This window comes from Avibacterium avium (assembly GCF_900454535.1).
Classification (GTDB): domain Bacteria; phylum Pseudomonadota; class Gammaproteobacteria; order Enterobacterales; family Pasteurellaceae; genus Avibacterium; species Avibacterium avium.
The window spans coordinates 85,575-101,260 of record NZ_UGSP01000001.1 but is presented as its reverse complement, the minus strand read 5'-3'; the positions used below and the strand labels follow the sequence as shown (position 1 = coordinate 101,260).

Annotated in this window: 14 protein-coding genes and 1 pseudogene; 7 read left to right on the top strand and 8 right to left on the bottom strand. The window is 41.4% G+C overall.

Annotated elements, in window-relative coordinates; all coding sequences use genetic code 11:
- Positions 1–503: 503 nt before the first annotated feature.
- Positions 504–2,618: a YadA family autotransporter adhesin gene (locus DYC50_RS00505; RefSeq protein WP_115248576.1), complete on the top strand. Its 2,115-nt coding sequence runs from the start codon at positions 504–506 to the stop codon at positions 2,616–2,618.
- A 393-nt stretch (positions 2,619–3,011) separates the two neighbouring features.
- Positions 3,012–3,725, top strand: coding sequence for a BRO family protein (locus DYC50_RS00495; RefSeq protein ID WP_115248574.1), 714 nt, complete (start codon positions 3,012–3,014; stop codon positions 3,723–3,725).
- A gap of 721 nt (positions 3,726–4,446) precedes the next feature.
- Here the strand turns inward: DYC50_RS00495 and DYC50_RS00480 are convergent.
- From DYC50_RS00480 to DYC50_RS00465, 4 genes are all read right to left on the bottom strand, one after another.
- Positions 4,447–4,908, bottom strand: coding sequence for a DMT family transporter (locus DYC50_RS00480; RefSeq protein WP_115248572.1), 462 nt, complete (start codon positions 4,906–4,908; stop codon positions 4,447–4,449).
- 7 nt (positions 4,909–4,915) lie between these two features.
- On the bottom strand, positions 4,916–6,451 hold the full coding sequence (locus tag DYC50_RS00475) for a subtype B tannase (RefSeq protein ID WP_218564400.1): 1,536 nt from the start codon (positions 6,449–6,451) through the stop codon (positions 4,916–4,918).
- Position 6,452: 1 nt separating this feature from the next.
- On the bottom strand, positions 6,453–7,121 hold the full coding sequence (locus tag DYC50_RS00470) for an NAD(P)H-dependent oxidoreductase (RefSeq protein WP_115248571.1): 669 nt from the start codon (positions 7,119–7,121) through the stop codon (positions 6,453–6,455).
- Between the two features lie 119 nt (positions 7,122–7,240).
- Entirely contained in the window at positions 7,241–8,554 is a 1,314-nt protein-coding gene (locus DYC50_RS00465; RefSeq protein ID WP_035686128.1) for an anaerobic C4-dicarboxylate transporter, read from the bottom strand.
- 277 nt (positions 8,555–8,831) lie between these two features.
- On the opposite strand from DYC50_RS00465, the gene DYC50_RS00460 reads away from it, so the two are divergent.
- A complete protein-coding gene (locus tag DYC50_RS00460) occupies positions 8,832–9,278 on the top strand; it encodes a rhodanese-like domain-containing protein (protein WP_115248570.1) in 447 nt (148 codons plus the stop codon).
- 18 nt (positions 9,279–9,296) lie between these two features.
- Positions 9,297–9,809, top strand: a complete 513-nt coding sequence (secB, locus tag DYC50_RS00455; protein WP_115248569.1) for a protein-export chaperone SecB — start codon at positions 9,297–9,299, stop codon at positions 9,807–9,809.
- A gap of 454 nt (positions 9,810–10,263) precedes the next feature.
- On the opposite strand, the gene DYC50_RS00450 is transcribed toward secB, so the two are convergent.
- Positions 10,264–10,566 carry an addiction module antidote protein gene (locus tag DYC50_RS00450; RefSeq protein ID WP_115248568.1) on the bottom strand — a complete coding sequence of 101 codons (303 nt, stop codon included), beginning with the start codon at positions 10,564–10,566 and terminating at the stop codon, positions 10,264–10,266.
- A 4-nt stretch (positions 10,567–10,570) separates the two neighbouring features.
- Positions 10,571–10,868 (bottom strand): annotated as a pseudogene (locus DYC50_RS00445) (type II toxin-antitoxin system RelE/ParE family toxin).
- Between the two features lie 191 nt (positions 10,869–11,059).
- Between DYC50_RS00445 and gpsA the strand changes: the two are divergent.
- A complete protein-coding gene (gpsA, locus tag DYC50_RS00440; protein ID WP_115248566.1) occupies positions 11,060–12,073 on the top strand; it encodes an NAD(P)H-dependent glycerol-3-phosphate dehydrogenase in 1,014 nt (337 codons plus the stop codon).
- A 1-nt stretch (position 12,074) separates the two neighbouring features.
- Positions 12,075–12,872, top strand: a complete 798-nt coding sequence (cysE, locus tag DYC50_RS00435) for a serine O-acetyltransferase (RefSeq protein WP_115248565.1) — start codon at positions 12,075–12,077, stop codon at positions 12,870–12,872.
- Positions 12,873–12,950: 78 nt separating this feature from the next.
- Here cysE and purB read toward each other — a convergent pair whose 3' ends face one another.
- Positions 12,951–14,318 (bottom strand): adenylosuccinate lyase, encoded by a 1,368-nt coding sequence (gene purB / locus DYC50_RS00430; RefSeq protein ID WP_115248564.1) that lies wholly within the window; start codon positions 14,316–14,318, stop codon positions 12,951–12,953.
- A 12-nt stretch (positions 14,319–14,330) separates the two neighbouring features.
- Complete coding sequence (hflD, locus tag DYC50_RS00425; RefSeq protein WP_115248563.1) at positions 14,331–14,942, bottom strand: high frequency lysogenization protein HflD; 612 nt, start codon at positions 14,940–14,942, stop codon at positions 14,331–14,333.
- A gap of 280 nt (positions 14,943–15,222) precedes the next feature.
- On the opposite strand from hflD, the gene DYC50_RS00420 reads away from it, so the two are divergent.
- Complete coding sequence (locus tag DYC50_RS00420; RefSeq protein WP_115248562.1) at positions 15,223–15,633, top strand: copper chaperone PCu(A)C; 411 nt, start codon at positions 15,223–15,225, stop codon at positions 15,631–15,633.
- The last annotated feature ends 53 nt before the right edge of the window (positions 15,634–15,686 follow it).

Genomic DNA, 15,686 nt, shown 5'->3' with positions numbered 1-15,686 from the left:
ATGTGTCCGCCTGAAAGATATGTCCACAACAACAAAACGTAGAATGGGCTTTAGCCCATTAAAGGGGAAATTGCGTTGAGCGATGGGCTGAAGCCGCACCCTACCTATGCACATAAAAATGCAAACAATATCGTTAAGAAATTTGTGAATGATGTCCCAAGCAATCCCCCTTTAGTAAATAAAGGGTAGGGGAGATTTGGAAAAACGAACACAAAAACCACCGCACTTTTTTGTATCATCGAATTTTCTCATCGCAAAAAAATGTAGTGGCGGACCTATGTGTCCGCTTGAAAGATATATCTACAACAAAACGTAGAATGGGCTTTAGCCCATTAAAGGGAAATTGCGTTGAATGGTGGGCTGAAGCCGCACCCTACCTATGCACATAAAATGCAAACAATAGGCCTTAGCTCATCAAATGGGAAATACGTTGAACGGTGGGCTGAAGCCACACCCCACCTATGCACATAAAAATGCAAACAATATCGTTAAGAAATTTGTGAATGATGTTCCAAGAAATCCCCTTTAGTAAAGAAAGAGCAGGGGAGATTTGGAAAAACGAACACAAAAACCACCGCACTTTTTTGTATCATCGAATTTCCTCATCGCGAAAAAATGTAGTGGCGGACCGATGTGTCCGCCTGAAAGATATATCTACAACGACAAAACGTAGAATGGGCTTTAGCCCATTAAAGGGAAACCCAGTTATCAAAGAAGGTGATAAATTCTACACCACAACAACAGATGCTGATGGCAACACGGTTAAAACAGAAGTGCAACCAAAAGATATTCAAGCTGGCTTGAAAGATCCTGCGGGTAAAGGCGGTAACGTAACATTAAACAATGTTGCAAGTAACTTAGCACCAACCACAAACGGTGATAAAGCAAATAATGTTGAACCAACTAAATCACAAACTGCACCAACTGCAGATGAAATTACTGCGAAAGGCAATAATTCAGCAAGCGTTAATGACGTGTTAAACGCAGGTTGGAATTTACAGGGTAATGGCAAAGCGAAAGACTTTGTTCGTGCTTACGATACAGTGAATTTCATTGATGGTAATGGTACAACAGCGAAAGTTGAAAGTGATGGCGCAACATCAACGGTAACTTTTGATGTAAAACAAACTACCTTAACCACAGATGCAAATACAGGTAAAGTTACTGCAGGTAATACCAAAGATAGCTTTGCAACAGCAAAAACTGTTGCAGATGCGATCAACAATGCTGGCAACCAAGCGAAAAACAACCTTAAAGATGTAATCGGTGGTGAAACTAAGATTGTTGATGGTAAAGTTGTAGCAAACAATATTGGTGGCACGGGTGAAAACACTATTGATGAAGCAATCCAAAAAGTGAACCAAATTGCAGCTGCGGCAGCGAATACGACAGTTACAGCTGGTGGTAATATCGTTGTAGAGAAAACAGGAAATGCTGAAACTGGCTTTGACTATAAAGTTTCAACAGTTGATGATCTTAAAGTGAATAGCTTAACGGCAGGTAACACTAAAGTAGATAACAACGGTGTAACTTTCGAAAATAGCAATGTAGCATTAAACGACAAAGGTTTAAGCAACGGCGGCAACGTGATTTCTGATGTGAAAACAGGTTTTGACGGTAAATCTATTGATACCGTGAAAAATGATCCAAACGCAGCAGAAAGAAACAATGCAGCAAACATTGGTGATTTACTCGATGTTGCTAAAAATGTAACAAATAACTTCAACCAAACCATTGGTGAAGATTTTGTAAATCAAGACGGTTCATTAAATGATGCAGGTAAAGATGCATTAAAAACTTATGATACTGCAGGTCAAACAGTAACTAAGAATGAAAATGTGATCTCTGCGATCAAAAATATGAACGAAAATGGTATTAAATACTTCCACACCAATGACGGCCAAGTGGCTAGCGGTACTGCAGAAACTAAGGATTCTAGCGCGGCGGGTAAATACTCAACTGCGGTAGGTTACAATTCTAAAGTGGGTAAAGACGCTGAAAACAGTGTGGCAATTGGTGCAAACAACGAAGTTAATACTGCAAACACTTATGCTTTAGGTAGCAACATCAAGCAAACCGTAGCAAACTCAGTGTTCCTTGGTAACAAAGCAGCATCAGCTGGCGTGAATACCGGTAACGTAAGCTATCAAGGCAGAAATAATGCTAATGTAGCTGGCGTGGACAATGTAGTTGGTGTAGTTTCAGTTGGTAACGAAAACGAAACGCGTCAAATCCAAAATGTGGCAGCAGGTGTAATCTCTGCAACAAGTACAGACGCAGTGAACGGTAGCCAATTGTATGATACACACAAAAACATCAATAGATTGGAAAATGCGGTAACTAATATGGGTAACGAGTTAGGTAACCGAATTAACCACGTTGATCGTAAACTTCGCGCAGGTGTTGCAGGTGCAGTAGCAACTGCTGGCTTACCACAAGCTTACATTCCAGGTAAGAGTATGGTTGCCGTAGCAGGTGGTACATACCGTGGCGAAAACGCTATCGCAGTGGGTGCATCTCGCATCTCTGATAACGGTAAAGTTATCTTGAAACTTACAGGTAGCAGCAACAGCCGTGGCGACCTAAGTGGTAGCGTGGGCGTGGGATACCAATGGTAATCTAACCCCTTAACTACATGGAAATAAAAACAGCATCTCTTTAGATGCTGTTTTTTTATGGGAATTTTTAGGTATTATAAAGACAAAGAGCGGTAAAAATTTTTCAAGTTTTTATCGCTTTTTTATTGGAAAAGATAAAAGTGCGGTGGTTTTGTCTTTGTTTTTCCATAGGTCTCAAAAGCCTTATGCACAACGGTAATTCACTCCGTTAGCGTGATTTTTTGTATCTGGGGTTCTCCTATTTCCATACCTGATACAAAAACAACAATTAATATTAACGCTCGGCAGTGCGAGAAATACAACACCACAAGGGAATGGCTCCGCCAGATTGTGTACTGGTTTTGAGCTGCCGATCACCCTAATAAGGGAATTTTTCTCAAAAGGAAATAAACAATGAAAACTCAAATTCAATTCAACACCTTTAATTTTCATTCCTATTCTATTCACGTCATCAAAGATCTTAATCAAGAAATATGGTTTTGTGGCCCTGATGTTTGCGATATCTTAGGTTATTCTAATTCAAGAAAAACCTTGCAAAATCTCTGTAAACCAGCTGGCGTAATGCAATGTTGCATCAACCCAACTAGCGGTAGAAAAGAGGAAATCTTTATTAATGAACCTAACCTATACCGTTTAATCATTAACTCACGAAAACCTGAAGCAGATACATTTGAAACGTGGGTATTTGAAGAAGTTTTACCGCGGATTAGAAAAACAGGTAAGTATAGTTTAGAGCAGCAACAACTCGCTTTGCTTAAACCAGAGAAAAAATACATTTTTGAGTTTACTGAAGACACTTGCTTATGCTTTGTCAGTATGTGGTTTGCACTTTATAACAGCCTAGAACTATTGCAACAACTTCACCAACCGTTAAGCAATCTCGGCTCTCGTTTTGGTTCAACCGCGTACACCCATTATACAGAATACCAAACTATACTCGGCATAATGAAAAGCGTCCTAGAGCCAATGACAGAGGAATTTAACCCCGATCCGTACGAAGAAGCTCATTACTTCAAGTCATTAGAAACTCTGCGTAGCTATCAGCTAAAAGGCTTGGTAAGATTGGTTAATAACCCAACGCCACCAACGCGTAAATACGATGTATAAAACTAGCCAAAATCCAACCGCACTTCGGTGCGGTTTTTGCTATATTTTTCTACAGGGAGAACAAAATGTTAAATTTATTTAATCTGTTACAGCGCTCCATCAAAAATGAAACCTTAGATGGGTAGGGTGCGGCTGCAGCCCACCGTTCAATGTAATTTTCCCCTGCACAAATGGGCGTGAAACGGTTGGTGAGCTTGATTGAGTATATTCAGGCTAGCAGACAAGGCGTGAAATTTAGTGATAAGCAAGGTTTTTTATGGTTATTAAAAACCGCTCAGAAGAGCGGTTGGTAAAGGGATTATTTAATGTATTTCTTTACGAAGAAAGCGAACAGAAACATCATTAGGGCAAACCCTGCTAGGGCAAAGGTTAAGTTCATTGTTTTTCCTCCTTCTTACTTAGTTTTATCTGTCTTAAGTGGCGAGTTCCAGCAAGCCCAAAATAGACGGCCAAAATGAGCAAAACTGTGTTGATGATTTTTAAATAAATCGGATCATTTCCATACAGAATAACAGGAAACGCTAAATTCCAACTTTGGTGATGTCAGCGGCAATTTTCGCCCAATCATCAAGGGTTTCAATTTCAATTGGTTTTTTGAATAGATTTAACATTTTGTTCTCCTGTGTATAAGTATAACAAAAGCCGCACCGAAGTGCGGTTGGATTTTGAGGAGTTTGAGGAATTGTGGTGTGGCAGTCGTTTTCTTGGGTTAAGAATCGAGTTACCCAAACAACCTTTTCCCAAAGAAAAACAGCACGAGGCCTAATCCCATAAACACAAAGCCGATGATTTGCCAGATTTGGATTGGGCGAGCGGTCATTCCGATTAAGCCGAAATGATCGATGATGGCGGCGGCGATGAGTTGGCCGACAATAATGAAAAAGAGCATATTGGTTACGCCCATTTTCGGCGCAAGGAAAATGGTGGTGAAAACCACGAGCGCACCCAGTGGGCCTCCGATCAGTTTCCACAAGGGTTGTTTTGGCACTTGTTGCAAGGCGGTGAAGAGATCGGCTTTCCACCAGCAGATAAAAAAGAGCAATAATGTGCCTGTGGCGAAGGAAATTAAAGCGGCGACAACAGGCTGCCCCATTAATGAACCTGCCAGTTGGCTGTTAATGGCGGCTTGCGTGGCAAGGGCGACACCAGCGCATAGGGCGATCAGAATAAATGAAATTAACATACGCGTCCTAATTTTTTGTAAGGTTATCAATCCATTTAAATAATTCATCTAGATCATAATCACCAGAATGAGGAACGGCCCAAGGCATTGCATAATCTACATTTTTACCTGACATGCTTAATTTAATGGCTAAAATTGCACTAATTGCATGTGAGGTATCTCTATCTGCAGTGCCGACACGAATACGCCAATGTTGTGCTGATTTAGGGTTATTAATGTAGTTCATCACATTCATTAATTTGATGGTTTCTTTATTTGCTAAGCTACCTTGCACTTTAGAATGTTGCTGAGAATATTCAGTAAAGTGTTGGTTATTAATGGTTTCTGTACCAAATAAATTATTCTCACCAGAACTAAGATCCAGTGAGTCAAAAGCTGGTGGAGATTTCATTCGTTTAGCTGAATGAATATAGCCATACCAATCAAGATCTTGAACGCCATTTTTATCAATCTTAATCCAATCAAAATCAGATAAATCAGTGCCACTTGCATAAGCTTGTTGGGCTGATTTTAATATTTGATTTTTCATATAGGTTTCAAAAGAACCTTTTCCTTTTTCGTCTAATGTCAGTGGCTGATTGTTTTCATCACGTAAATCTAGTGCATTTAAATAAGCAGGAAATAGGCTTTTTAACTCATTAGAAGTTTGGATTTCTGTTTCGGTTAAATTCCCTTCAATTCTTGGCATTGGCTTTGAGCGATCATTAAATGTTTGAGCATTAAGTTTGCTCATATCAATTCGACTGAACTGATTTAAACCATTAAATTCCCACTCATAAGCCTTATCAGCCTGTTCGAGATTAGTAATAGGGCAATAAGCAGAAACAGCAAATATAGTATCGCTGGCTTCAGCTGCGCCTAAAGATTGGAAGTAAGGCTTGTAATCTAAACTATCCCCGCTTATACCTAATAAAGCAGATAATGCCCCTCCTGCGCTAGTGCCATTAGAAATAATTTTATTTGCATCACCAGGCATTCGTGCATCGTTAAAATGTAGATAACGAACTGCCGATTTTAGATCAATGATGGCCGCAGGGGCTTTTCCTGTATATTTGCCATTTTGTTCTAGTGTTCTGCCACGAGCCCCCACACTTGCAACCACATAGCCTTTAGAAAGTGCGGTCAAAATTGCATTTGGTTTTTCTCCCGAGCCAAACCCTTTATTGTCATAAGTGGCAGGTTTGGCAGGCATATACCCACCAACAGCATTAGGTAAAAAAATAGGAGCCGTTTCTAGGTTAAAACCATTTATTGTCCCCCCTTCAAAGTAAATTTCTGGCACATAAAAATTTAAACTTTGGTAATCAGCATTGGTAGGATATTTTACATATACAATTTTCTCAAAAGCACGAAATTTAAGGGACTTACCATTTACTTGCACTGTAAAAGAGCGGTAATTTTTTCCATCAAATTCAAGCTGGTATCCATCTTTTGTTTGATTAAAATAAGGTAATGAGTCGAAAGAATGTTGCTCTTCTAATTGAGCGTACGCTGTACAGATAGACGTTGTGGCAATGAATGCACTAAATAATATTTTTTTCATTTTATTTCACCCACTCCACCACCTCATCAAAGGCTTGGCGTGTTTTTTCGCATGGTTCGTTTAGGCGGTAGCCGAAGGCTGCCATTACGCTAAGTTTGTATTCATCGGCTTTGTATAAGCCTTCTGCCACGAACAGATCATTCATTTTTTCCAGCGGGAAACCTTCAATCGGGGTGCTGTCGATGCCGATCATTGCGGCACTGGTCAGCATATTGCCGAGCGCGATGTAACTTTGGCGGCACGCCCAGTTATAAAACGCCACGGGATTTTCAGTTAGAGCAAAATCCTTTTCGGTGAAGTTGCGGTAGAAGCCTTGACGCAGTTTGAGCGCCTCTTCAGGGATATGATGCACATCACGCATAATATGTGGAACGTATTCGCCATCGGCCAAAAGGGTTTGTGGTTGGCGCACCAAAATCACCACAAAATGGCTACAATCCATAATCTTATCTTTCGCACCCCAAGCGTTATCACGGATCAGCTCTTTAATATGCTGATTTTCAATGACTAAGAATTTCCACGGCTCAAAACCGAATGAACTCGGCGAAAGACGGGCAGTTTCTAAAATAAAACGGAAATCCTCATCGCTGATTTTTTTGCTTGGATCATATTGTTTGCACGCGTGGCGGAAATAATAAGCATCAAGAATTTGTTGTTTTGAAATGGTCATTGTGATTTTCCTTTTGTTAGGTCAAGTGGCGATATTATGCGGAAGTTTACGGGGGAATGCTAGATAAAAAAACTGAGCGATGATGTCGCTCAGTTTAGAAAGGAAAGTGCGGTCTAAATTTACAATAAAATATTGGCGAATAATAAACCGAATGCCAAGCTAAATGCCATACTTAATAAGCCTGGGAGCATAAAGCTGTGGTTGAAAATGTATTTACCGATGCGGGTTGTGCCTGTGGTATCAAAGTCAATGGACGCAATGATTGGGCCGTAGTTTGGAATGAAGAAGTAACCGTTTACCGCAACAAACACACCGATTAATACTGGGGCAGGAATGCCGAGTGCGATCCCTACAGGGAAAAGAGTGGCAACCGTTGCCCCTTGGCTATTTACTAACACAGAAAGCACAAATAAGGCGATGGCGAATGTCCAAGGTGCGGTTTCTACCAACACTTTCACGGTGTCTTTCACTTCGGTCATATGGGCTTGCATTAAGGTATCACCTAACCACGCAATACCAAAAATGGCGATAACCGCACGCATACCCGCGTGGAATACGGAACCCTGTGTAATGGCGTTGCCGTTTGGTTTACAAGTTAAGATGATTAATGCACCCACGGTAAGCATTACGATTTCGATAGTGTGTGCCATTCCCATTGCTTTGCCGTCAAAGGCTGGGCGTAGGCTTGGGAATGCCCCCATTAATACCACAAGTAATGCACCAAATAGGAATAATCCCACAGACAATTTTGCTGTTGGTTTTAATTGAATGTTATCTGGGTTTACGTCAGTGTGGTTTTCTTTTACATACTCAGGATCTTGTAATAAACGTTGATAATTCGGGTCATCTTTTAATTCTTTACCCATTTTATTGACGAAAATACAAGCCACTGCTAAACCTAAAATGGTTGATGGCATTGTTACCATTAATACATCGCCAAGGTGAATGCCTTGTGGTTCAAGATAGGCTACTACCGCCACCACTGCCGCAGCGATTGGGCTAGCAACGATAGCAAATTGTGATGCAATTACCGCCATTGAAAGTGGACGCTCAGGACGCACGCCGTTGTGGCGGCTTACTTCAGCAATCACAGGTAATACAGAATAGGCAACGTGGCCTGTTCCTGCTAATACGGTGAATGTCCAAGTTACTGCTGGCGCAATAAAGGTGATGTATTTCGGGTGTTTACGCAAAATGTTGGTAGCAATTTTGATCATATAATCTAAACCGCCTGCCGCTTGCATTGCTGCCGCTGCAGAAACTACCGCCATAATCATTAACATTACATTGATTGGTAAGCCCGCTGGTTGTAAACCAAAGCCGAAAGAGAGAATGGCAAGCCCTGCGCCGCCCATTACCCCCAAGCCGATACCGCCAATGCGCGCACCAATCAAAATGCACACCAATACGATGGCAAATTGGAGAAAAAACATAATAGAACCTCTTATAAATGATAAAAGATAAAATGATTTTCTTTTTGAGAATAGCCAAAAGAAAATGTCCACATAAAGGGATACCCCTATAATCGGGCGCTAATATAGCAATAAAGCGTCATTATCGCTATATTTCCGCTAACTATTTTTGTTTATCTCTTGATTTAGAATAAATTATTGAATAACGACACAGGAATTTCACAGACTTCCTTTGAAAGATCAATAAAGTGCGGTTATACTTAAACCTTTATTTTGAACTAAAACAATAGAGAGTAAAATGCAAGAATTTCTACCGATGGCAACCGCTTTTGCCAAAAATCACACATTAATGGTTATTTCTTGGATAGCCGTATTTTTTCTCGTTATTTATACCTATTTCAAAGCATTCACCACCAAAGTGAAAACCATTGAGAATGCGGAATTGGTTAGTTTAATGAATAATAAAGATGCCACCGTGATCGATGTGCGCACCCTTGATGAATTTGAACGTGGGCATATTATTCACAGCATTCATTTACTACCAAGCGAAATTAAAAATCAAAATATTGGTAAAATTGAACAGCATAAAGACAAGCCTGTTGTGGTGGTTTGTGCCACAGGAATGGCAGCTGGCGCGTCCGCAGAGCTTTTGGCTAAACACGGATTTAGCGAAGTGTACGCATTAAAAGAAGGGATTGCAGGTTGGCGTTCAGCGAATTTGCCATTAGTGAAAAAAGATAAATAACTCACAGAGGAATAGAAAATGACTGACCAAAATCAAGAAGTTGCAGCGCAAGAACAAGAGCAAGCAACAGAAGCGGTATTACAAATTCAACGTATTTATGTGAAAGATGTGTCTTTTGAAGCACCAAATCTTCCACATATTTTCCAACAAGAGTGGAAACCACAACTTTCTTTCGATTTAAACACAGAAGTGGTTGAATTGGGTGAAGATCTTTATGAAGTATGTTTAAACATTTCCACCGAAACCACCCTTGAAGAAAGCGGTGATGTAGCATTTATTTGTGAAGTAAAACAAGCAGGCGTGTTTACTGTGAGTGGTCTTGAAGGGGTTCAACTTGCCCATTGCTTAACCTCACAATGCCCAAATATGCTTTTCCCTTATGCGCGTGAATTAATTGCCAGCCTTGTAAACCGCGGCACATTCCCGCCATTAAATCTTTCTCCAGTAAACTTTGATGCACTCTTTATGGAATATCTAGAGCGCCAACAAGCGGAGCAAGCACAAAGCGAGCAACCAGAAACCGTGAATTAATCAGAAAAGTGGGCGAAATGCCCACTTTTTTATATAAATTTCCAAATCTTCTCTGCTTTCCAAATCTCCCCTAACCCCTCTTTACTAAAGAGGGGGATCAGCTCAACTCGTATTTAAGATCTCAAGCAAAAACAATAAAGCCAAAAATCCAGAAAAATCCACCGCACTTTTCTGCGTCATCGAATTTATCATCGCAAAAATGTAGTGGCGGACCGATGTGTCCGCCAGAAATATATGCCCACCACAACAAAACGTAGGATGGGCTTTAGCCCATCATTTAATGTAATTTATTCCCTTTGATGACCTGATTTGATGAGCTGAATCCTCACTCTACCTATCCACATAAAAATGTAAATAATGTCCCAAGAAATCCCCCTCTTTAGTAAAGAGGGGTTAGGGGAGATTTGTTAGCTATATTATGCGATTGGTTATGTAAAAATAATCAGATAAAAAATCACCGCACTTTAATTGTTGGCACAAGTTCCAAATTAAACGCCGCGAGAATTTTTTGTATGGTTTCAAATCTCGGTTTACTGCCTTTAGATAGGGTTTTATACAGACTTTCACGCCCTAAACCCGTTTGTTTAGCCAGCTCCGTCATTCCTCTTGCTTTTGCGACTGTTGAAAGTGCGGTTAAAAATTCTTCTTGATCTCCACTTTTTAGGGTTTCAGCTAAATAAGCCTGTATATCTTCTTCCGTAGTAAGGTATTTTGCTGCGTCAAAATGACTTGTTTTAATATTTGCTTTTAATTTCATTATGTTAATCCTCGATCATCATTCTTGCTTTGTTAATATCTGCCTGTTGTGTTGATTTATCGCCACCACACAACAAAAAATATAAGGTATTGCCATCTTGAATGTAATAAACACGATAACCTGCTCCTGTTGCTATTCGCATTTCATAAAGCCCACCACCTAATGATTTATGATCACCGAAATTTCCTCGCTCGGCTCGCTCTATTCGCTTGATAATTGCCATTTTTGCTATGCGATTTTTTTAAATTCATTAGCCAATGGTCAAATTCAGCTGTTGTTCTTATTTCATTTATTTTTTCCATACTCACCTCCTTTTTAAATTGTATTCTATAAGATACAATTTGGCAAGGTAATCTATCCAACTACTTTATGTAGCACCCTGCCACTAACTCACTTCTGTGAAAATTCTATTTTCAGTCTAATTCAAGTAGGTTAAACTCAAGGCATTAATAGTGAGTGTGATTCACCTTTATTTTCATTATGGGGATTATTAATGCACAACAACATCTCAAATTCACCCATTACCGTGATTGGCGCAGGATCTTACGGCACGGCGCTGGCCATCAGCTTTTCTCGCAATGGTTCGCCGACTTATCTTTGGGGACACGATCCCGTACATATGCAACGCTTAAATGAAGAACGTTGCAACCAAGCTTTTTTACCGAATATCCCTTTTCCAAGTGCGCTTGAAATCGAAAGCGATCTTGCAAGTGCGGTACAAAGATCGCACGATTTATTAATTGTTGTACCAAGCCACGTTTTTGGCGAAGTTTTACAAAAAATCCGACCGCACTTGCAACCACATCACCGCATTGTATGGGCAACCAAAGGTTTAGAGCGTGATACAGGGCGTTTATTGCAACAAGTGGTGGAAGAAAAACTTGGCACGCAATATCCCCTTGCGGTACTTTCTGGCCCAACTTTTGCGAAAGAGCTGGCGGCAGGATTGCCTACGGCGATAGCGCTGGCTTCACACGATCAGGCTTTCGCGGAAGAGTTTCAGGCGCGTATTCATTGCAGTAAGCATTTCCGTGTTTATATTAATCAGGATATGATCGGCGTTCAGCTTGGTGGCGCGATTAAAAACGTGATCGCCATTGGGGCTGGAATGTCTGATGGTATGGGCTTTGGCGCCAACGCACGCACCGCCTTGATTACCCGAGGCTTGGCGGAAATCAGCCGATTAGGTGAAGCCCTTGGGGCAAATCCGAACACCTTTATGGGAATGTCTGGCTTAGGTGATTTAGTGCTAACTTGTACCGACAACCAATCGCGTAACCGCCGTTTTGGTTTAATGCTTGGGCAAGGCAAAAATGCCGAAGAAGCCTTGGCTGAAATTGGACAAGTGGTGGAAGGGTTCTACAACACCAAAGAAGCCTATTTACTCGCCCAGCACCACGGGGTAGAAATGCCGATTACCGAACAAATTTACCAAGTGTTATTCTGCGGTAAAAATGCGCAAGATGTGGCATTAAGCCTGCTTGGACGTGAGCGCAAAGGAGAATAAAATGCCTGCTGAAGTTTGGAAATTACTCCGTCAAGAAGCGAAAGAATTAGCAGAATGTGAGCCAATGCTCGCCAGCTTTTTTCATTCCACCATTCTTAAACATCAAAACCTTGGCAATGCGTTGAGCTATATTTTGGCGAATAAATTAGCCAATCCCATTATGCCAGCCATTGCCCTGCGTGAAATTATTGAAGAAGCCTATCAAGTTGAGCCGGATATTATCGGTAGCGCTGCTTGCGATATTCGTGCGGTGCGCCAACGAGATCCTGCGGTGGAATTATGGACAACGCCGTTGCTTTATTTAAAAGGCTTTCACGCCTTACAAAGCTACCGCATAACCCATTATTTATGGCAGCGTAACCGCAAGGCGCTGGCCATTTATTTGCAAAATGAAATTTCCGTTGCCTTTGATGTGGATATTCACCCTGCGGCAAAAATTGGCTGTGGCATTATGTTCGACCACGCAACAGGCATTGTGGTGGGCGAAACCTCAGTGATTGAAAATGATGTATCCATTTTGCAAGGCGTTACTCTTGGCGGAACAGGAAAAGAATCTGGCGACCGCCACCCGAAAGTGCGTGAGGGGGTGATGATTGGCGCAGGCGCGAAAATTCTCGGTAATATCGAAATCGGACGCTATGCCAAAATTGGCGCAAACTCTGTGGTGCTACAAACTGTGCCTGAATATACCACGGTTGCCGGCGTACCAGCAAAAACCATCGGCAAAGACAAAGCCGCTAAGCCAGCTTTTGAAATGAATCAATGCTTTATTGACGATAAATTCAATGTAAATATCTAATTTCTGCTTTTTACAGAATAAAAACAAAAGTGCGGTGAAAAATGTCGAGATTTTCCACCGCACTTATTTTTTAGCGCATTATAGTTTTTCCACTAACTCCACCGCTGCGCCAATATAAGTGGCTGGGGTGAGTTGTTGTAAGCGCTGTTTTTCGTGCGCTGGAATGTCTAACTTCTCAATAAACTCGCGCATTGCTTGCTCATCAACGCGTTTTCCGCGTGTCAGTTCTTTCAATTTTTCGTAAGGTTTTTCAATGCCATAACGGCGCATTACGGTTTGAATTGGCTCAGCCAACACTTCCCAGTTTTGGTTGAGTTCATCACGCAAGTGCTGTTCATTCACTTCAAGTTTGCTAATGCCTTTTCTTGTGGCGGCATAGGCGATTAAACAATAGCCCAAGCCCACGCCCAGATTACGCAACACGGTGGAATCCGTTAAATCACGCTGCCAGCGAGAAATTGGCAATTTCGCCCCTAAATGCCCCATTACTGCGTTTGCAATGCCTAAATTGCCTTCTGAGTTTTCAAAATCAATCGGGTTCACTTTGTGTGGCATTGTTGATGAACCAATTTCCCCTGCAATAGTGCGTTGTTTGAAGTGATTTAAGGCAATATAGCCCCATAAATCGCGATCAAAATCAATAATAATAGTGTTGAAACGTGCAATGTTATCAAACAATTCGGCAATGTAATCGTGCGGTTCAATTTGCGTGGTGTAAGGATTCCATTTAATGCCGAGCGAAGTAACAAATTCTTCGCTAAATTGATGCCAATCTACATCAGGATAGGCGGATAAATGGGCATTGTAGTTCCCCACTGCACCGTTGATTTTGCCAAGAATTTCAATCTCTTGTAGTTGTTTAAACTGACGTTTTAAGCGATATACCACATTCGCCATTTCTTTCCCAACGGTGGATGGAGAAGCTGGCTGCCCGTGGGTGCGAGAAAGTAATGGGATCGCTTTGTATTCGTGCGCTAGGCGCTCAATTTCAGTAATCAATTTTTGCCATTCAGGCAGAATCACTTCTTCGCGCGCCGTTTTCAGCATTAAGGCGTGGGAAAGGTTGTTAATATCTTCAGAAGTACAAGCAAAATGGATAAACTCACTTACCGCAGCTAATTCTTCAAGTGCGGTGGTCTTTTCTTTCAAAAAGTATTCCACCGCTTTCACATCGTGGTTGGTAGTTTTTTCAATTTCTTTGATACGCTGTGCGTCCGCTAAACTGAAATTTGCCACAATTTCATCAAGGTAATCGTTTGCTTTTTGCGACAAAGAAGGAACTTCTTGAATTTGTGCAGTCGCCGCCAATTTTTGTAGCCAACGAACTTCGACCGTAACACGGAATTTGAGCAAGCCAAATTCACTAAAAATAGCACGCAAAGCCGTTGTTTTGTCTTGATAACGACCATCAATCGGGGAAATCGCGGTAAGTGCGTTTAATTCCATAAGAAAGAACTCCTAAAGGGTTGAGTAAATTTGTTGTGCCGTTGTGGCGATTTTGCCACGGGAAAAAAGAAACTGGTATTTTTTGCCACCCACTTGACGCCATAGTACCGCCGAGCGAATGCCAGCTAACAGACTTGCACGAATACGGTGCTGAATGCCTTGTTGTTGCAAATAATCTGGCGCGCCAAGCACCTGAATACGGCTACCGAGCGGGCTGATGACGTCCACATAAATGCTGGCAAGATTGCTTATCATCTGCTCGTCAAGTAAATCATAAAAATTGAGCTGTGAAGGCAAATAGGCGATGCGTTGCGCCAATTCCGCCTTTGCTTTTGGCGATTTACTCAGCTTGCCTTCCAACGCCAGCAAGCTTACCCAGTAGCGCGTTAGCTCTGCATCTCTGCCATTTAGCTGTTCCATCAAGGTTTGCAAGCCTAATTTTAAGTTTGCCGCATTGCCACCATAAACTGCTAAGGTATTTTCGGGCGAAGTTTGTAATAAGCTTTGTAGGCTGGCGTTGAAAGCCGAATTATCGGCACTGCCGTGATGAGCGAATTGTTTCACTAGCGTAGCCGCTTGGCATACACCAGCAAGGGCAAGGGTGATGTCGTAATAATCTGCCATTTTGCTATGAATGTTGTATGAAAATCGTTATGTGGGCGAGAATCTCTCAAAAACTGGGGCAATATAGCATTTTTCGCCTTGCTTTAAAAGGCAAACAACAAATGAAAGCAAAATGACAAACCCTTGCTAGGGTCTGTTGATAATTTATTTTGCATTTGAGCTGGCGGCTAGTTTTTGTGAGAAAAAGGTGAATGTGGTAAAGTTTAGTTATTCTAAACAAGCCACAGCCCTGTACTGTGGCGGTTTTATTTCAATCTATTTTAATAAAAAGGAGAACCCAATGAACGCGATGAAAAAAATCGGCTTAATTTGCACCGCACTTTTCCCATTAGTAGCCCAAGCGGAAATTGTTGTGAGCCAAGCCACAATCTTCCCCACGGAAAAAGCAGGGCAACCAAGCGCCATTTTTATGCAGCTGCAAAACACTGGCAATGAAACTGTTAATCTGCTTTTCGCCGAAAGCCAACAGCCCACGCGCCTAGAATTACACGGAATGCACAACGGCAAAATGCACGCACTCAACGGCATTGAAATCCCCGCCAAGCAAAGTATCAGCCTAAAACGCGGTGGCTTACACATTATGGTTTTCAATCTCACCCAGCCAATCCAACAAGGCGAAATTTTCCCAATCAAGCTGTTTTTTGATGATGGGGAGGTGGTGGAAGTAAATGCAGAGGCTGCAACTAAATAACCACATATTCCTTTATAAAAATGTAGTTCAATTACACTTTTTCATTAGAAAAA